This window comes from Qipengyuania aurantiaca, assembly GCF_019711375.1.
GTDB lineage: Bacteria > Pseudomonadota > Alphaproteobacteria > Sphingomonadales > Sphingomonadaceae > Qipengyuania > Qipengyuania aurantiaca.
The window spans coordinates 1,506,628-1,523,972 of the sequence record NZ_CP081295.1 but is presented as its reverse complement, the minus strand read 5'-3'; the positions used below and the strand labels follow the sequence as shown (position 1 = coordinate 1,523,972).

Below are 17,345 nucleotides of genomic sequence, written 5' to 3'. Positions count from 1 at the left end.
CCCATGCGAGCAGAATTCGCGCACGAACAGGCGCAGACCTACCTTCGGCAACGCAACCGCTTTGCCGTGCTGGCAGCTGTCCTGGGCCTGACCGCGCTGGTCAGCCTCGGCGCCGCGGTCACCCGCGACGAGCAGGTTGTGCTGGTGCCGATTACCGCCGAGCGAATCACCGTCTCGAGCGGCGGGATCGACGCGCCCTATCTCGAGTTCGTCACCCGCGACACGGCGCTGATGCTCCTCAACCGGGCACCCGAAAGCCTCGACTACTGGATGGCGAACATCCTGAAGCTCGCCGATCCCGCCGCGCACGGTCGCCTCAAGGCCGAGCTCGTCAGAATCGTCGAGGAACAGCGCGGCTCGGACATCAGCCAGGCCTTCGTGATCGCGGAAATGCATGTCGATCCAAAGGCCCTGACCTCGACCGTTACCGGCACTCTCAAGACTTTTGTCGGCGCGCAAGTGATCGCGAGCCAGCGCCGCTCCTTCCGTTTCCGCTGGTCGAAGCGTGGTCTCAGCCTCGCGCTCGCCGGCTTCGAGCAACTTCCCACCGACAAGGAGGAACCCGGCCAATGAGCCTTCTCCCATCTCCCCTCGCTGCTGCGCTTGCCGGAACCGGCCTTGCCTGCTTCGCGATCGGCGCGACAAGGCGCCCCGATCCAGGGCTCAAGCTGACCGGCCTCGCCGTACTCGCCTTCGCGCTCGCGCCGGTCCCGGCGCATGCCGATCAGTTCGTCGAAGCCGCTGACAATGCGACCATCGACTGCGAGCTCGCTCGCGGCGAACTCACGCGGATCGCGCTCATCGATGACGGCTTTGCCAATGTCTCGAAGATCGCGAGCGGCTTTCCCTACAACGACTTCCAGGTGACGCACGAGCCGGTGCGTGGAGACATCTATATCTCCGTGCCCCCGCAATTTGCCGCTGCCCGGGTCAGCTTCTTTGCGACCAGCGAGGCGGGCTACGTCTACAAGTTCGCCTGCCGCCTCGGCGGCGAGGAAGCGACCCAGCTCTTCATCACCAATCCCGCGCTCGCGAAAAACGAAGCTGCCGACTGGGAGACCGAGACCGGACCCGAGGACGCCGCGATCCGCCTGATCGAGGCGATGGCGAGCGATGCCGTCCTGCCCGGGTTCACCGCTCGCGCTGAACTGTCTGCTCCGCGCCGCACCGGCGGGATCGAGGTCCAGCTGGTCGCCGAATACCAGGGCGATGAACTCACCGGACAGCGCTTCCTCGTACGCAACCTTGGCCAGGAAAGCCTTGCGCTTGGCTCCGAGCGCGAAGGTCCCGCAGGCGCGCTCGCCTTCGCCTATGGCCGAGATGCACTCGCTCCCGGTGAAGCGACCAGTGCCTTCCTTGTCTTTGCCAGGGGAGGGCTCGACTGATGGCCGAGGCAACACAGAAGGATGCCGAAAAGAGGCCTCTGCCGGGCTCGCCAGAAGCGCGCGAAAGCGGACGGCGCAACCTCAATTCGCAGATCGCGCAGCGCCAGAAGATGCTGCTCGCCGGGATCGGAGCCATCGCGCTCATCGGCGGCGGGATGTTCATCTTCGGCGGCGACGGCGACGAGGGCGGCAGTGATGCCAATGGTGCGGCGACGATCGACACCGGCGGCCTCGTCAATCGCAACCTCTCGCAGCGCGAATTCGTTGCGAGCTACGGCAACCGGCTCGATGCACAGGGTCGTGCGATCAAGGATCTGCAGCAAGCCCAGCTCCCACGCCCCGAGATCGAACAGGAACTCGAAGCGCTGCGCAGCGAGAACGCGCAGATGCGCTCCGACGGCCAGGCGGCGATCGACGCGATCTCGGCCGAGAATGCCAATCTGCGGTCACAGCTCAGCGACGCTGCGAAAGCGCCGGCCGCCGCGCCGCCGCTGCCACCGCCACCTGCCTATGGCCCCGGCGTCGGCACCGGCGGAACTGTCCAGCCACCGCGAGGAGTGCCGGAGGCGCAGGGCGGCCAGCTCAGCCTGATGAGTTTCGGCACGGAGGCGGGCAAGGACGGCAAGCCGCGTGCGGCTGAGACTGCGCCAGCCCTGCTGCTCGAGGCGAGCCGCGATTACCTTCCGCCCAACAGCTACGCACCGGCGACGGTCATCGTGGGTGTCGATGCCTCGACCGGCGTTGCCAGCCAGAGCGATCCGCTTCCCGTGGTGCTCCGGATCACCGGGCCGGCCCGCTCGGTGATGCGCGGCAACAAGCTGCTCACCACCGACATCACCGGCTGCCTCGTGAATGGCGCTGCGCGCGGCGATCTCTCGGCCGAGAAGGTCTACGTCAAGCTGGTGCGCATGACCTGCGCGCAGCCCGGTGGCCGCTTCGCGGTCAGCGAGGTCAAGGGGTTCATCTCCTTTGCCGGCAAGTCGGGCGTGCGCGGCCGCGTGGTCAGCCGCGAAGGCAGCCTTGTCAGCCAGGCGCTGCTGGCCGGGATCGTCGGCGGCTTCGGGCGCGGATTTTCCGCCAACGCCAACGGCATCTTCACCGGTCAGGTCGGCGCCAACGGTCAGCGCGAAGCGCTGTCGCCGACCGACATCCTCGCCGGTGGCTTCGGCCAGGGTGCCGGCGAAGCCGCCGACACCGTCAGCCGATATCTCATCGAACGCGCCGAACAATACCAACCCGTCGTCGAGATGCCGACCGGCATCGAGGTCGAGATCGTCTTTCTCGACGGCGTCCACGTCAGGAGCCCCTCCAAATGAACTACAATGACTCGCCGCCAAGCCTGAAGGCCCGCGCCGCCCACCTTGCCCTTGCCCTCTCGAGCGCCGCCGCCGTGCTGACGCTCGGCGTCTCTGCCGTCACCGCGATGCCTGCGAGCGCCGCCGGCATGGCGAGCGATGTCGCGCAGGCGCTGAAACTGCGGTTGCCCAAGACCCCGATCGATGCGATCAGCTGCGACACGCTTGGCCCCTGGTGCGAAGTCGTCTCGGGCGACACGCTGTTCTACATCGACGAGACCGCGCGCTACCTGTTCGTAGGCCGTCTCTACGACATGGAAGAGCGGCGCGACGTGACCGCCGCCCGCCTGCTCGAACTCAATCCCGACCTGCTCGCGGCCGGTGCGGCACGCGTAGCGAGCGATGCGCCGGCGGGACGCGACGAAGCGCCTGTCCAGGCGGCTGCCAGCCATGTCGACCTCTCGTCGCTTCCGGCCGCCGGTGCGATCCACTGGGGCAACCCCAAGGGCGAACGCCTGGTCGTCTTCTCGGACTTCCAATGCGGCTACTGCCAGCGCCTGACCGCGCAGCTCGCCAAGGCCAAGGTCCATGTCGAAGAGCGACCGATCTCGATCTTTGGCGTGGCGAGCCGCAAGATTTCCGAGGCCGTGCTGTGTGCCAAGGATCCGGCAAAGGCGCTCCATGCGGCCTACGCCGGCGAGGCTCCGACGACCGGCAAGACCTGCAAGGACGCCAAGGCACTCGATGCCAACGAAGCCTTCGCAAAGGCCAACGGGTTTGCCGGAACTCCCGTCATCGTGCGCGCCCGCGATGGGGCGGTGCTTCATGGCTACCGCGATGCCGCGGCGATCCGCCGCTTCGTCGCCGAAGGCAAAGGAGTGGCGCAATGAGCCGGCTTCCGATCCTTCGCGCCATGGTGCTCGCTGCGCCGCTCCTTTTGGCCAGTGGCTGCGCCAGCCTTGGCGGCAACGTCAAAGGCAGCTTTGCCTGCCGCGCTCCCGAAGGGACCTGCGCGCCGACTTCCGCGATCGATGCCGGGGCGACCGGCATTGAAAAGGCTGACACGGTCGATGCGCATCGGACGGTGACCCCGACCGGCGAAGCGGTTCGCCGCCTGCAGGTCGTGTTGACGCCCTACCGTGACGCGGCGGGCCGCGACCATGAGGCGCGCGTCGTTCACCTGACGCTGCCCGAACAGGCAGGGACAGGCTGGCGCGCGCCGCAGGGCCGCCGCGAAGTCCTGCGCTCGCTGGCATCGACTATTGCCGCGACGCCCGAGAGCAACCCCGCAACCGATTTCCAACCGCCAAAAACCCAAGAGGCAGACACATTGCCGGAACAGCTGTTCATCCCCTCGCAGCCCGTTCCGGCGATGCCCGGCGCTGACGCGCCGGAACCCGGGGGACCTGGCTCGTTTTCCCCTCCCCGCGAGCCGGTCCCCCACCCTGACATGACCGAAGGAGAGAGCCAGTGACGCTATCCCTTGCTGCCGCGCGCGACGCACTCTCGCGGGGCCTGTTTGCCGACACGGCTCGGCCTGAAAAGCCGCAGGCGCATTTCGGGCTCGATATGCTCTCGGACTGGCTGCCCTACCGGGTCTATGACGAGGGGGCGAAGCTCTACCGCAACGCCCGCTCCAAAGGCTTCGTGCTCGAAGTCACCCCGCTGATCGGGGCCGACGAACGGACCGGCGAAATCCTCGGCCAGTTCTTCTCCGAAGGCCTGCCGCAGGGCGCCTGCCTCCAGGTCCTGAACTTCGCATCTCCGCGGATCGGCAGCGTGGTCGGCCCCTGGTTCGCTCCGCGCTATGAGCAGGGCGGCATCTACGAGGCGATTGCCAGGGCGCGCACCAGGCGCCTTTATGATCTCGTCTGGAATTCGGGCTCGGCGCATGCGCCCTTCCATGCCCGCAACGTCCGGCTGATCGTCTCGCTCGGCGTGCCGGTGCCCGGCAGCGTAACCGACGCAGAACTCTCCGAATGCCGCGAAGGGCTGATGGGCATGCTCCATTCGCTCGGACTGCACGCGCAAGAGCTGCGTCCGGGCGGACTGCTGGCGCTGATCGACGAACTCACCTCGCCTACCACCGCGCACGAGACCGACATCCATGCGTGGAACCCGCACGATACGCTCGATGTCCAGGCCATTCGCCGCGACATCGAGCTTGAGGTCGGCGACGATCGCCTGATCCTCAGGACCGAGCGCTTTCGGGAGACGGACCGCGACGAAGAGGGCAATCCCGAAGTCGGCGAATGCTATCCCGACCATTTCGACGTGCGGCATTATGCCGTGCGCTCTACCCCTGAGCGCTGGGCGCCGTGGGAATGCGCGCGGCTCATCGGCGACATGTTCACCGACAAGCTGCGTTTCCCCTGTCCGACGGCGACCATGCTGTGCCTCGTCTACCCCGACCAGGAAGCCGCTTCGGCGCGCGCGGGCTTCAAATTCATGCGAACGACCAGCCTCAGCCAGACCAAGAGCGCGCGCTTTCTCCCCAAGCTCGCCGAACAGTCGGCCGAATGGCGCCACGTCCAGGCCGAACTCCAGGCCGGCAAGAAGCTCGTCAAGCTGTTCTACGGGCTTACCAGCATCTCGCCGCTCGGCCAGGGCGACGCGCACGAACGCATCATCAAGGCGATCTACAAGGCAGCGGGATGGGACCTTGCCGACGAGCGCTTCCTCCAGCTGCAGGGCCTCGTCGCTGCCTTTCCCTTGAGCCTTGCCGATGGCCTCGCCGACGACATGGCGCGGTTGAAGCGCCTCAAGACCATGCTCTCGACGACAGCGGCGCATATCGCGCCGATGCAGGGGGAATATCTTGGCGGCGTGATCCCGCACCTCCTGTTCGTCGGCCGCCGCGGCCAGCCCTTCTGGTGGTCGCCATTCGAAAACACTGCCGGCAATCACAATATCGCGATCTGCGGCAAGTCGGGCTCGGGCAAGTCGGTGCTGCTGCAGGAGCTTTGCGCCGCCCTGCGCGGCGCGGGCGCCAAGGTCGTGGTGATCGATGACGGGCGCAGTTTCGAGCATTCGGTCAAACTGCAGGGCGGACGCTTCGTCGAGTTCACGCTCGCCTCGGGCTTCTCGCTCAACCCCTTCTCGATGGTCGACGATGCCCGTGCGCACGAAGACGAGGATTACCGCCTCGACTGCTTTGCCATGATCAAGGCGATCATTGGCCAGATGGCGCGACCGGGCACTGCACCGAGTGACACCGAACGCGGGCTCATCGACCGGGCCGTAACCGCGACCTGGGAGGCCCTCGGAAGCGGCGCATCGGTCGATGATGTCGCGCACGCTCTCCACGGTTCGGAAAGCGAGGCGGGCCGCGATCTCGCCACCGCAATCGCGCCCTTCTGCCGCGGCGGCAGCTACGGCGGGTTCTTTGCAGGCAAGGCGAGCTTCGCGCTCGACGATGATTTCACCGTCTTCGAGATGAGCGATCTCGCGTCCCGCGAAGAACTGCGCAGCGTCGTCCTTTCGGCAATCATGTTCATGACCAGCCAGGCGATGACGCGCTCGTCGCGAGCAACCAAGAAACTGCTGCTGATCGACGAGGCCTGGGCCATGCTCAAGGGCGGGTCGATGGGCGAGTTCGTCGAGACCTACGCTCGCACCGCCCGCAAATATGGCGGCGCGCTCGCGACCGCGACCCAGTCTCTCAATGACTATTACAAGTCCGATGGCGCGCGCGCCGCGCTCGAGAACAGCGACTGGATGCTGGTTCTCCAGCAGAAGGCCGAGACGATTGCCGATTTCAGGGCGAACGCGCGGCTCGACATGGACGACCGCACCGAGACCCTGATCCGCAGCCTCAAGCGTTCGGGCACCGAATACAGCGAGGTCTTCATCAAGGGCCCCGAGACCGAGGCCGTCGGCCGGCTCGTGCTCGATCCCTTCTCGGCGACGATCTATTCCTCCGATCCCGACACTTATGCCGCGATCCAGGACTGCGAGCGGCGCGGACACAGCCTCGCCGATGCCATCGGCATCGTGGCGGGAGGCGGACAATGATGGTCTCGCATCTCGTCGACCGGATCCCTCCGGCCAATCTCCGCAGCCTGCTGCCGTTCCTGCAGGGGAGCTGCTTCGTCCTCATCGAGACCGCGCGCTTTGCTGCGACTTCGCTGCTGATCGTGCTGGGATTGCCGCTTGCGCTGTTCCTGTTCGTTGCGGGCTGGGACCTTGGCGGCCTCTTCACCCAGCTCGCCAATCTGTCGGACCGCTACCTCGAAGCCGACGGGCTGCGCCGCAGCCTGTTCAGCCAGGACCTCAAGGGCTGCTTCCTCGTCCTCGCTGGCGCGGTGACGCTGTTTCGCATGCCCCGCTTCCTGAAGCGGCTCGCGGCCGATCTCGACAACCATCCGGCCCAGGAGGCAAACCGTGACTGACACGCGCAGATTACAATCTTTTAATCGCCCGCTCTTGCTCAGAATTCTCGGCGTGCTCGCGCTCGTGGCCGCGCTGCTCTGGACGGCTTGGGTCAGCCGCGAGCTGTCCGAGCCGCGCCAGCAGATCGTCACCGTCCGGCTTGCCGAAACCATCGCGGCTTTCGTCGATGCCGAAGCGCGAGCAGAGCAGGATCCCGAAGCCAGTCAGGCGCGCGTGCTCGCCTTCCTCCAGGCGTCCGAGCGTGCCGTTGCAGAAATGGGGGCCGATGGCCGCGTGGTGCTGGTCGGCGAAGCGGTGCTCGCGGGCGATGCCCCCGATGCTACCGATGAACTGCGCGCACGGATCGCCCGCCAGCTTGGGCAGGGAGGCGGTCAGTGACGCACTTTGCCTCACGTCTTGTCCGCACGATCAAACGGCCGTTGGTCCTGACCGTGCTAGTGTTGCTGCCCCTCGGATGGGGCGCGGTCGACGCCTTCGCGAAAGACCATGCCTTCCTCATCAATGCCAGCCCGAGCCTGCCCAACTGGGCGTTCTGGCTCGACAAGCATGCGCGGATCGAGCGCGGCAGTCTGATCTTCTTCGAGCCGCCGGCAAGCGAGCTCGTCGAAGCGCATTTCGGGAAAGGCGCGCAGCTCTTCGGCAAGCGGGTGCTGGGCGTGCCGGGCGATGTCGTCAGCCACCGTGGCCACGAGGTTTTCATCAACGGTCAAAAGATCGCGGCCCGGCTCGATGAGACCCGTCTCGGCATTGCGCTTCATGAAGGCCCCGAAGGACCGATCCCCGACGGGTGCTTCTATACCGGGACCAGCCATCCCCGCGGCCTCGACAGCCGCTACGCCGAGATCGGCTTCGTCTGCCGCGGCCAGATCCTCGGCAGCGGAAGGGCGATCCTGTGAGCAAGCTCATCCTCCCTGCGGCCCTGCTTGCAGTCCTGCTCTGCCCTACCGAGGCGCTGGCGCGCGACTATGGCCAGCGCGGCACGGTGTTTCCCGTGATCGAGCGCGACCTCCTCGAACAGATTCATTCCCGCCTGACGCAGATGGAACGTTCGGGCGAGACCGCGCGGCTCAATGAAGACCTGAAGCGCCGCACGATCGCACGGGTGGGCCGGCCCGACCCCGTCGCCGGGATCGTCCGGGCCAGCGAAGCCCGGCGCTGGCACTTCGATCCGACGATCACGCTCGCTGCCGACATCCGCGGGGCAAAAGGCGAGCTGATCCATGCCGCTGGCACGAGGGTCAATCCGCTCGACAGCGTCGGCCTTCGCGCCGATCTCCTGTTCCTCGACGGCGACGATCCCGACCAGCTCTCCTGGGCGCTCAAGCAGGACGCCAATGCCAAGCTGATCCTGGTGAAGGGCGCGCCGCTCGAGCTGATGAAGGCCCGTCAGCGCCGCTTCTATTTCGACCAGGGCGGCAAACTCACGGAAAGGTTCGGGATCAGGTCGGTGCCCGCACGCGTGCGCCAGCAGGGCCGCCTGCTCGAGGTCAGCGAAATCGCGCTGCCACCGAAAAGGAGGGCAGCCCAATGACGCACTTAAGAAAGCTGGCGCTCGTTCTGGCCGCCATTCTTGGTCTCGCCACCGCAACGCCTGCCATGGCCGATGCCGGTCCCGGCCGCTGCACCGGGAGCTTCGTCAACCCGATCACCGACATCTGCTGGTCGTGCCTGTTCCCGATCTCGATCGGCGGGCTGGACATCTGGCCGTCGAGCCGGCCCGATCCCGACAACCCCGACCTGCCGGTGTGCCTGTGCGGTCTGAGGCCCGGGATCGCGATGGGCTTCTGGGAACCCGTGCGGCTTGCCGATGTCAGCATGAAGCCGTGGTGCTTCGTGAACCTCGGCGGCATGAAACTCGATCCGGGCTTCGATATCGGCTTCCGCTCGATCTCGGGTCCATCGGCGGTGGGCGGCGCGAGCCAGTATTATTCGAGCTGGCATGTCCACTGGTATGCCTATCCGCTGATCTACTGGATGGAGATCGTCGCCGATTTCCTGTGCCTGGAATCGGGCTCGATCGACATTCTCTACATCTCCGAGATCGATCCGCTGTGGCAGGATTCCGAGCTCACCGCGATCATCAACCCCGAAGCCGTGCTCTTCGCCAACCCGCTGGCGCTCGCCGCTTGTGCGGCCGACTGCGTCGCCTCGACCGCGAAGCTGCCGATCGACGAGATGTTCTGGTGTGCGGGCTGCCAGGGGTCGATGTATCCGATGAACGGCAATGTCTCGGCCTCGATCGGCCACGTCCAGGCCTCGCGGCTCGTGCTCTCGCGCTTTGCCTACAAGCTCCACCGCGAACTCGTCTCCTGGGGGACGATGGGGTCCAAGGGCCTGTGCGGCAAATATTTGATGCCGGTGATGCGCAAGCAGCAATACCGCTTCCAGGCCACCAACCCCAACCCGGCGACCTCGGGCCGTTATGCCTGCCCGCCCATCGGCGCCTCCACCACCTTTCAATCGGCCGGACAGGTCATCCCCGCCATCGGAGAAGACATGGGATACCTCGTCTGGCGCAAGCGGAACTGCTGCGCGCTATGACCAAACACCTCCTTCTTTTGCCCGTCGGCCTTGCCGTCACCCTTGGTGGCCTCGCTCTCGCCCAGAGCGCGCCCGAAGGCATCGACCTCGAAGCGATCCGCGAGCGTGCGGCCGAACACGCCGACGATGCGCAGGCGCTCAGCACCAATGTCCGCCAACGCGCCGAGGCACTGACCGAGGATGCACAAGCTATCCAGACGCAAGCGCAGGCCAATCGCGCGGCCTATGCGGACACCATCAAGGCAATCGAGACCGACGCCGTCCTCGACTTCGAAGCGATGATCGCGGGGCAAGCCGCCGCAGAGAAGGCATCGCTCGGGGGAGCCCCGCGCTTCATTGCCTTTGCCAGCCTGTCGATGCCGCCCGAGGCGCTGAAAGCACTGGTCCATGACATGACCAGGGCGGGAGGCGTCACCGTGCTGCGCGGTTTCCCGCAAGGAACCAGCGAGGCGTTCAAGAAGCGGCTCGCCGCCATCTGGAGCACCCGCGACGCGGCCGGTTCGCTCGGCATCGATCCGCGGCTGTTTCGCGCCTTCAACATCGAGGCCGCACCGAGTTTCGTCATGCTGAGCACCGAGTTTAGCCCATGCGACGGGTTCGATTGCACCAGCGAGGTGCCGCCACACGACCGTATCGCCGGCAACATCAGCGTGGGCGAAGTCCTCGAGATCTTTGCCTCGGGCAAGGGTCCGGGCGCCGAGCTTGCCCGCCTCCACCTGCGCCAGCTCTCCAGGGAGGAACGGCCATGATCGGCAGAACCCTCGCCAATCTCCTTGCCGCACTTCTCGCCCTCACAAGCGCGGCTTCCATTCACGCTCAGACCCGCGATGCAGCAAGGGCCGACGGCAAGGACTTTGCCACTGAGCTACTGGGCGAAGCGCGCGATGCCGCAACGACCAGTCCTGACGCAGCGCGCGTTCCCAATTTCGATCCGCAGGCGACGCGCGACCTGCAGGATCTTGCGCGCGATCCCGACCAGATCGAGGCCCGCGGGCGCAGCGCTGCCACAACCAGCACGCCGATGCGGACGATCCGCGACAGCATGGCCAATCGCGCAAGGTTCGAGCCGAACGAGATCGAGGAGGTGATTGCCCGCAGCCTCGCGATCAACGAGACGCCGCTCGACTACACCAGCGGCATGGCAATTTCGGGTAGCCAGGGATCGTGCGTTCCGCTGCCGCCTGGTTCGGGCTCGGCGGGCACCTATACCGCGACCTGCAATACGGGCACACGGATCGATCAGTCGGCAGGCCAATGCTCGGTGCCGCTCGTCGCCAGGGTCAGCCAGCGACCGCAGTATCATTACCTTTGCAGCCCATTGGGCAGCTTCAACCTGTCAGGTGAGCCGGATTGTGAAGAGTTTTCAGGCGCTCTTTGCCGGGTTACGGGACACCGGGACGATCCTTGCTTGCAGTGGGGTTGGTCCGGCGGGCGCAAATGGTGCACCGAGCCCGGTGATCCGCTGACCGAGCTGACCTGCGACGAACAGGTCGCGGGGCAGACGCCCTACCGCATTACCAACGCGACCACCGTCACGACGACCCCGGACGAAAGCCAGTGCACAGGTCTTGCGGACAATAGCGCTTGCACGCTGGACGCAGAGATCTGCACCGATACCGATCCGCAGACCCGCGTGGTCGATGGCGTCGCTGTCACACGGCCCTGCTGGGAATGGCAACGCAGCTACACCTGCATTGCGCGCGAAGCGGCGACCGACTGCTCCGATATCGAAAGCCAGGGCACCTGCCGCTTTGTCCGCGAGGAATGCCTTACCGACGAAAACCCCTGCGAGACCTGGGAGCGCATCTACGAGTGCCCGCTTCCCGGGACCGACAGCTCCACCCAGTATGTCTGCGACGGCGATGTTTATTGCATCGACGGCAGCTGCGAGACGATCGAGCGCACTGCGAACGACGAGTTCAAGGATGCCGTCACCGCGCTCCATGCGATGGACGAGGCCCGCGGCCAGTTCGATCCTGAGACGCTGACGCTGTTCCGCGGCACGCGCAACACCTGCTCCTCCAAGGTCTTCGGCGTGCTCAACTGCTGCAAAGGCAAGGGCTTCCCGCTCATTCCCGGCATCAGCCTGCTGGTCGCGCTCGGCTGCAACCGCGAGGAAGTGCTGCTCCACGAACGCGATGCGCAGGGACTGTGCGCTTATGTCGGGACCTATTGTTCGGACAAGTTCCTCGGCGTCTGCCTGACGAAGAAGAAGGTCTACTGCTGCTTCGAGAGCAAGCTCTCGCGGATCCTGCAGGAACAGGGCCGCCGCCAGCTGCCCAAGCCCTGGGACAAGCCCAAGGAAGAGCAGTGCGAAGGGTTCACGCTCGACGAATTCGCCCGGCTCGACCTCAGCCAGATGGATTTTTCCGAAGTCTATGCCGAGTTCACCGAGGCTGCACGGCTCCCCGACGAGCTCGAGACCAGCATCCTCATCCAGCAGAAAATCGAAGACTATTACGCAAGGAGTGGCCAATGATGCGCCGCCAATCACTGCCGATGCTGGCCCTCCCAGCACTGAACATGATTCTCGCTGCACTGCTTCTCGTTCCGGCAAATGCCCAGGAAACGCGCCAGGCAGAGCAAGCTGCCTCGGCAGACAGCCTCTACTGCGAGCAGCGCAGGCTCGGCTACTGGTTCTATTGTGTCAGGCCGGTCCCGGCAGAGGAGCCGCAGGAGGCGCAGCCACCGGCCCAGGTAATCGCCACGCAGGAGCTAGATGCGGTCACGGGCGAACTGCGCGAACTCAAGGCGCGCGCGATCCTCTATCCGACGCCGGAAAACGTTACCGCCTATATCCGCTTCCAGCGTGCGCAGCTCGACCGGGCTTCGCTGTTCTCCGATGTCTGGCAGCGCGCGATCTGGCAGGATCCCGAGCTCGACTACACGCTCGAACGACCGGTCGGCGCGCTCGCCAAGAAGCAATGGCAGGACGCGCGCGCTGCCGACCGCGATGCGGTGATGGCCAGGCTCTCCGAACGCTATGGCCTGTTCTACTTCTTCGCCCAGACCTGCGGCGCTTGCGAAGTGATGAGCCCGATCGTGCGCTCGGTAGCGGACCGCTGGCATATCACTGTCCGGGCGATCTCGACCGATGGCGGACCGTCCCGGCACTTCCCCGGCTACAAGGTCGAAAGCGGCCAGCGTCCACGCATGGGGCTCGAGCCCGGCATCACCCCGGCGCTCGTGCTGTGGGACAGCGTGGCAAAACGCCCGATCCCGATCGGATACGGCGTGCTCTCGGCCGACGAGCTGCAGGACCGCATCTACCTCCTCACCTCGAAGGAAGCCGGACATGATTACTAGCATCCGCAATGCAGCGCTCAGCATAGCTGCCGCCAGCATGGTCGCGTCCCCCGTCGCCGCAAACGTCGGCGACAGCATGGACCGTTTCATGGACGACATGGGTGCTGCGGCCAATGTCACCGGGCCGAGCGCGTTCGAAGGCCAGTCGGCGGGCTATTACAGCCTTGGCAATGTCTGGACGCGCTTCCCGCAGAAGACGACCAACATCGCCAATCTCCAGCTGCCGCGTGCCCGCGCTGGTTGCGGCGGTATCGATATCTTCGCCGGGTCCTTCTCCTTCATCAACGCAAGCGAGATGGTCGCGCTCTTGAAGGCCGTCGCGAACAATGCGGTGGGGTTCGCCTTCAGCCTCGCGATCGACACGGTCTGCCCCGAATGCTCGAAGATCATGCAGGAGTTCAGCCAGAAGGCGCAGCTCATGAACAATCTCTCGATCAACTCCTGCGAGATGGCGCAAGGGTTAGTCGGCGGCATCTGGCCCAAGGGCGATCTGGCCGACAAGGCGATCTGCGAGGCGATCGGCAATTCGGAAGGGATCTTTACGGATTACGCCGCAGCCAAGCATGGCTGCGGCACACGCGGACAACGCGCTTCAACCAATGACAGCGCCGGCACTGAATATGCTGACGTCAATCCCGGCGTCGCGCGCAACTACACCTGGCACGTCCTCAAAAAGAGCGCCTTCTTCAACCCCGGCGGGACCTTCGACCGTGACCTCGCCGAATATGCGATGACGCTCATTGGCACGGTGATCTACGTGCCGCCCCGCGATGACGAGCCAGGAAAATTCGTGCCTTTCGCAGGCGATGCCTCCTCGACGCTCGTCACCGCGCTGCTCGACGGGACGCAAGGCCAGTCGGTGCGGGTGTTCCAGTGCGACGAACCCGACCAGTGCCTCAATCCCACTTTCCAGCAGATGAGCCTCCTGAGCGCGAAGGCCATCCGGCCGCGCGTTGCCCGGCTCATAGGCAGCATGGTCGAGGCCATCCGCAGCGATAACGCGATCGGCGACGAGGAGAAGGAGCTGCTCCAGGTGGCATCGGTGCCGCTCTACAAGATCCTCACCGTGCAGGCGGCCTATGGACGCGGGATGGCCACCGACGACCGCGACACGCTGGCCGAGATTGCCAGCATCGATCTCCTCTATGCCATCCTCGAACGCATCACAGCTGAGGCCGGACGCTCGATGGCGAGTTTCATCGCGGCCGATGAAGCCAAGCTTGCGATCTGGCGCGCTCAGGTCGCCGAGGTCCGGTCAAGCCTCGCCCAGCGACAAGCGACCGGACAGGCGCGGGTCTCGGCGATCATGCAGATCATCGAGAAAACCGCGATGATCGAGAACATGCTTGCGGCTTCGATGTCGCCCTCGATGGCCGCCGCGCTCGACTGGTCGCGCGGGATGCAATCCCGTTCCATCGTTCCATAAGGGTCAGGCAGCATGGTCGAGATTTTCACGGTCGGTGGCGGCGAGTACATCGTCAATGTCCTCAACGCCGTTGCCGCCTGGACCGGTGCTGGCGGCTACAAAAGCCTCATTCAGGTCGCGCTGGTGATGGGCATGGTGCTCGCGGTCATCGTGGTCGCGTTCAACCAGGACTGGCGCGCATGGCTCAACTGGTTCCTCGGCGCGACGCTCATTTACATGTGTCTGATGGTGCCGCGCATGGACGTCCATGTGACCGACCGGGTCAATCCCAGCCTTGCACCGGCAACCGTGGCCAATGTCCCGCTCGGGCTCGCCCTGATGGCAAGCTTCACCAGCCAGGCAGGGGACTATCTGACCCGCTCGGCCGAGCTCGTCTTCGGCCTGCCGGACGACCTCAACTACTCCAAGAACGGCATGATCTATGGCGCACGGCTGCTTGAATCGACGCGCAGCTTGCGCATTTCCGATCCGGAGTTTGCTGCGAACTTCGACGAGCATGTCCGGCAATGCGTGTTCTACGATCTGCTGCTCGGCCGCTACTCGATGAAGGAGCTGTCCGAGAGCGATGACATCTGGGCGACGATTGCACCGGGCAGCGCGGCGCGCGCGCAGAAATTCCTGACCCGGCAGGCCGACGACAGCGTGACGGCCTCGATCATCACTTGCCGCGAAGCCTACACCGCGCTGTCGGGGCAATGGGCGAGCCTCATTGACGAGATGACGCTTGTCGCGGGGCGTCAGCTTTATCCACGCCAGACCGAAGCGCTCGCCAAGGCCAAGCTCATGGCCGACCTCCCAATTGCCTATCAGTATCTCACCGGCATCTCGCGCAGCGCGAGCGACATTTTCCGCCAGGTGCTGACGATCAATGCCATGAACCAGGCCATGCACGGCTTTGCAGGGGCGAGCGGCACCGGCAGCATCGACGTCTTCGCGCAGACCCGGGCCGATATTCAGACCGAGCGGACCTATTCCTCGATCGCGCACAACGCGATGAAATGGGTCCCGATCCTCAATGTCGTGCTGACGGTAGTGTTCTACGCGCTGTTTCCTGTCCTGTTTCCGCTGTTCCTGATGCCGCGGACCGGACCCGTTGCATTGAGAGGTTACGTCACCGGCTTCTTCTACCTTGCGGCGTGGGGACCGCTCTTCGTCATCCTGCACATGATCCTGATGTTCAAAGGCGCGGGCGATGTCACCGCCGCTGGCGGCAGCACAGGCCTCAGCCTCGCGACCTTTGCCGGCATGAGCGACGTCAACAGCGATATCGGCATCTTGGCGGGCTATCTTGTCGCCTCGATCCCGTTCCTTGCCGGTGGGGTGGCACGTGGTGCGCTGGCGATTTCGGGCCAGGCAACGAGTTATCTCAACCCGAGTCAGAACGCGGCCGAGGAAGCCTCGCGCGAAGCGAGCACCGGCAATGTCTCACTCGGCAACTCGAACATCGACAATTCGACGGTGTTTTCCCGCCAGTTTGCGCAGGGCAATCTTGCCCCCAACATCGCCTATGGCGCCACGCAGACCCGTGGTTTCAGCGATAGCGGCACGCAGACTACCAGCTTCCCCGATGGCGAGTTCGCTGCTGTCCCGAATTCAAGCTATCCGTTCACGCCGACACTGGGGCAGGACTTCACCGGCCGCCTCGGAACGATGGCGAGCCAGAGCCGGACGCAGAGCGAGACCTATGCCAACCTCGCCCAGCAATCGACGAGCTCTGCGCTCACCCGGTTCAGCGAGATCCGCAACGCCTACAGCCAGGGTCAAAGCTCCGACACGGTCAGCGGCGTCGGCACGAACGACAGCATCGGCACGGCATTCAGCGAAGTCGACAATGCCTCTAGGACACTCCAGCAGCAGTTTGGCCTGTCGCGGCGCGCGTCAGACGACATTACTATTTCTTGGTTCCTTAACGGCGAAGCAGGAGCCGGAGCAAAGGCCGAAGGCGGAGTACTAAACGCGCAGGCTGGCGTCCGCGGTGGCCGAAATCAGTCGTGGACCGACAGCGATATCGGGATCGCCTCGGAAGACCGTGGCAGGATCATGGGCACGCTGCGGCAGCTTTCGGATAGCCGTAACTGGTCGAACACGCGTGAAGGCTTCCTGCGCGAGACGAGCTCGAGCTCGGTATCGCAGGTGTCGACCAGTTCGTCGGGTCTCAGCCGATCGCTGACAGAAGCCGAAAGCTATACGCGAGAGGCGCGTCGTGCCGAAGAGATGGCCAGCCGCCTCGAGAACCAGGCCAGCTGGTACGAGGCCAACAGCGCCGCAGGCACGCTGAACCTGAGCCAGGCCTATCGCGAATGGGGCATGGCTGAGATGGAAGCCAATCGCGACTATTACGGGCCGGTTCGGTTCGACGACATCGAGTTCCAGATGAGCGCCCGCGGCCAGCAGCTGCAATCGCGGTTTGTCGAGAGCTATGCTGATCGCCTGCAAGACGACATCGAAGCCGACCTTTCGCTGCCGGACTTCGCTCCTGTCAGCCGCCCCGGGATCGGAAGTGCTGAGCAGGTACGCGCAAGAGGAGCCGTGGGTTCTGCGGGTGGTCCCTCAATGCCCGATACTCCTGATCGGTCTGGCATCACAGATGAGGTCGAGCGGGTGCGCCGACAGGGTCGTGGCAGGATTGGAACCGTGCGAACTTATCTTGATCGCCAGACGGAAGGTGCCACGGGCGCGAGTGAGGAAGCTGCAGACGACGTCAAAGAATGGAGCAATAGATAGCTACAGCACGAAATCCTGCAGGATGACGAACGCCGCAAATGCGACGACGACCAGCCCAAGTAGCCAGAGTCCGCGTCGTTCCCAAGGATCTGCTAGAGCCTTCTTCCAACTGTATTCCATACGCCGATTTTCGAAGATGGCACGGTCGATCTCTCGTAGACCCTTCCAGTCCGTCTGGTCGTTTTGCTCCTTCTCGTCATCCATTTCCATCACTCCGGCCTACATAAAGTCGCAAATTTGATGCATTATCGGTTATAAGCCAATTTACGTCTCGAT

General features: G+C 64.8%; 17 protein-coding genes. 16 read left to right on the top strand and 1 reads right to left on the bottom strand.

Annotation, left to right across the window (positions count from 1 at the left end; genetic code table 11):
* Nucleotides 1-3 precede the first annotated feature (3 nt).
* Genes K3148_RS07375 through K3148_RS07300 form a run of 16 tightly spaced genes read left to right on the top strand, consistent with a single transcriptional unit; the run spans nucleotide 4 to nucleotide 17,069 of the window.
* Nucleotides 4-573 carry a type IV conjugative transfer system protein TraE gene (locus K3148_RS07375; RefSeq protein ID WP_221424211.1) on the top strand — a complete coding sequence of 190 codons (570 nt, stop codon included), beginning with the start codon at nucleotides 4-6 and terminating at the stop codon, nucleotides 571-573.
* Entirely contained in the window at nucleotides 570-1,385 is an 816-nt protein-coding gene (locus K3148_RS07370) for a type-F conjugative transfer system secretin TraK (RefSeq protein WP_221424210.1), read from the top strand. The genes K3148_RS07375 and K3148_RS07370 overlap by 4 nt, the downstream gene beginning before the upstream one ends.
* Nucleotides 1,385-2,701 carry a TraB/VirB10 family protein gene (locus K3148_RS07365; protein WP_221424209.1) on the top strand — a complete coding sequence of 439 codons (1,317 nt, stop codon included), beginning with the start codon at nucleotides 1,385-1,387 and terminating at the stop codon, nucleotides 2,699-2,701. The genes K3148_RS07370 and K3148_RS07365 overlap by 1 nt, the downstream gene beginning before the upstream one ends.
* A complete protein-coding gene (locus K3148_RS07360; protein WP_221424208.1) occupies nucleotides 2,698-3,570 on the top strand; it encodes a DsbC family protein in 873 nt (290 codons plus the stop codon). Before K3148_RS07365 ends, K3148_RS07360 begins: the two co-directional genes overlap by 4 nt.
* Nucleotides 3,567-4,154, top strand: coding sequence for a hypothetical protein (locus K3148_RS07355; RefSeq protein WP_221424207.1), 588 nt, complete (start codon nucleotides 3,567-3,569; stop codon nucleotides 4,152-4,154). The genes K3148_RS07360 and K3148_RS07355 overlap by 4 nt, the downstream gene beginning before the upstream one ends.
* Entirely contained in the window at nucleotides 4,151-6,694 is a 2,544-nt protein-coding gene (gene traC / locus K3148_RS07350; RefSeq protein ID WP_221424206.1) for a type IV secretion system protein TraC, read from the top strand. Before K3148_RS07355 ends, traC begins: the two co-directional genes overlap by 4 nt.
* Nucleotides 6,691-7,071, top strand: coding sequence for a hypothetical protein (locus K3148_RS07345; RefSeq protein ID WP_221424205.1), 381 nt, complete (start codon nucleotides 6,691-6,693; stop codon nucleotides 7,069-7,071). The genes traC and K3148_RS07345 overlap by 4 nt, the downstream gene beginning before the upstream one ends.
* Nucleotides 7,064-7,450 carry a type-F conjugative transfer system protein TrbI gene (locus K3148_RS07340; RefSeq protein ID WP_247711509.1) on the top strand — a complete coding sequence of 129 codons (387 nt, stop codon included), beginning with the start codon at nucleotides 7,064-7,066 and terminating at the stop codon, nucleotides 7,448-7,450. The genes K3148_RS07345 and K3148_RS07340 overlap by 8 nt, the downstream gene beginning before the upstream one ends.
* Entirely contained in the window at nucleotides 7,447-7,968 is a 522-nt protein-coding gene (locus K3148_RS07335; RefSeq protein ID WP_221424204.1) for a S26 family signal peptidase, read from the top strand. The genes K3148_RS07340 and K3148_RS07335 overlap by 4 nt, the downstream gene beginning before the upstream one ends.
* The gene (gene traW / locus K3148_RS07330) at nucleotides 7,965-8,603 is read left to right on the top strand and encodes a type-F conjugative transfer system protein TraW (RefSeq protein ID WP_425594629.1); all 639 of its coding nucleotides are present in this window, start codon (nucleotides 7,965-7,967) and stop codon (nucleotides 8,601-8,603) included. The genes K3148_RS07335 and traW overlap by 4 nt, the downstream gene beginning before the upstream one ends.
* Entirely contained in the window at nucleotides 8,600-9,613 is a 1,014-nt protein-coding gene (gene traU / locus K3148_RS07325; protein WP_039279362.1) for a conjugal transfer pilus assembly protein TraU, read from the top strand. Before traW ends, traU begins: the two co-directional genes overlap by 4 nt.
* Nucleotides 9,610-10,362: a type-F conjugative transfer system pilin assembly protein TrbC gene (trbC, locus tag K3148_RS07320; RefSeq protein ID WP_221424203.1), complete on the top strand. Its 753-nt coding sequence runs from the start codon at nucleotides 9,610-9,612 to the stop codon at nucleotides 10,360-10,362. Before traU ends, trbC begins: the two co-directional genes overlap by 4 nt.
* Complete coding sequence (locus K3148_RS07315; protein ID WP_221424202.1) at nucleotides 10,359-12,092, top strand: conjugal transfer protein TraN; 1,734 nt, start codon at nucleotides 10,359-10,361, stop codon at nucleotides 12,090-12,092. Before trbC ends, K3148_RS07315 begins: the two co-directional genes overlap by 4 nt.
* Entirely contained in the window at nucleotides 12,089-12,919 is an 831-nt protein-coding gene (locus K3148_RS07310; RefSeq protein ID WP_221424201.1) for a conjugal transfer protein TraF, read from the top strand. Before K3148_RS07315 ends, K3148_RS07310 begins: the two co-directional genes overlap by 4 nt.
* A complete protein-coding gene (locus K3148_RS07305; protein ID WP_221424200.1) occupies nucleotides 12,909-14,345 on the top strand; it encodes a conjugal transfer protein TraH in 1,437 nt (478 codons plus the stop codon). Before K3148_RS07310 ends, K3148_RS07305 begins: the two co-directional genes overlap by 11 nt.
* A gap of 12 nt (nucleotides 14,346-14,357) precedes the next feature.
* A complete protein-coding gene (locus K3148_RS07300; RefSeq protein WP_221424199.1) occupies nucleotides 14,358-17,069 on the top strand; it encodes a conjugal transfer protein TraG N-terminal domain-containing protein in 2,712 nt (903 codons plus the stop codon).
* Here K3148_RS07300 and K3148_RS07295 read toward each other — a convergent pair whose 3' ends face one another.
* Nucleotides 17,070-17,273 carry a hypothetical protein gene (locus tag K3148_RS07295; protein ID WP_345719520.1) on the bottom strand — a complete coding sequence of 68 codons (204 nt, stop codon included), beginning with the start codon at nucleotides 17,271-17,273 and terminating at the stop codon, nucleotides 17,070-17,072.
* Nucleotides 17,274-17,345: the final 72 nt, after the last annotated feature.

Bases quoted from the DNA above. Each gene is read 5' to 3' on its own strand.
- K3148_RS07375 (WP_221424211.1), top strand. From the start codon at position 4: ATGCGAGCAGAATTCGCGCACGAACAGGCGCAGACCTACCTTCGGCAA.
- K3148_RS07370 (WP_221424210.1), top strand. From the start codon at position 570: ATGAGCCTTCTCCCATCTCCCCTCGCTGCTGCGCTTGCCGGAACCGGC.
- K3148_RS07365 (WP_221424209.1), top strand. From the start codon at position 1,385: ATGGCCGAGGCAACACAGAAGGATGCCGAAAAGAGGCCTCTGCCGGGC.
- K3148_RS07360 (WP_221424208.1), top strand. From the start codon at position 2,698: ATGAACTACAATGACTCGCCGCCAAGCCTGAAGGCCCGCGCCGCCCAC.
- K3148_RS07355 (WP_221424207.1), top strand. From the start codon at position 3,567: ATGAGCCGGCTTCCGATCCTTCGCGCCATGGTGCTCGCTGCGCCGCTC.
- K3148_RS07345 (WP_221424205.1), top strand. From the start codon at position 6,691: ATGATGGTCTCGCATCTCGTCGACCGGATCCCTCCGGCCAATCTCCGC.
- traU (WP_039279362.1), top strand. From the start codon at position 8,600: ATGACGCACTTAAGAAAGCTGGCGCTCGTTCTGGCCGCCATTCTTGGT.
- trbC (WP_221424203.1), top strand. From the start codon at position 9,610: ATGACCAAACACCTCCTTCTTTTGCCCGTCGGCCTTGCCGTCACCCTT.
- K3148_RS07315 (WP_221424202.1), top strand. From the start codon at position 10,359: ATGATCGGCAGAACCCTCGCCAATCTCCTTGCCGCACTTCTCGCCCTC.
- K3148_RS07310 (WP_221424201.1), top strand. From the start codon at position 12,089: ATGATGCGCCGCCAATCACTGCCGATGCTGGCCCTCCCAGCACTGAAC.
- K3148_RS07305 (WP_221424200.1), top strand. From the start codon at position 12,909: ATGATTACTAGCATCCGCAATGCAGCGCTCAGCATAGCTGCCGCCAGC.
- K3148_RS07300 (WP_221424199.1), top strand. From the start codon at position 14,358: ATGGTCGAGATTTTCACGGTCGGTGGCGGCGAGTACATCGTCAATGTC.
- K3148_RS07295 (WP_345719520.1), bottom strand. From the start codon at position 17,273: ATGGATGACGAGAAGGAGCAAAACGACCAGACGGACTGGAAGGGTCTA.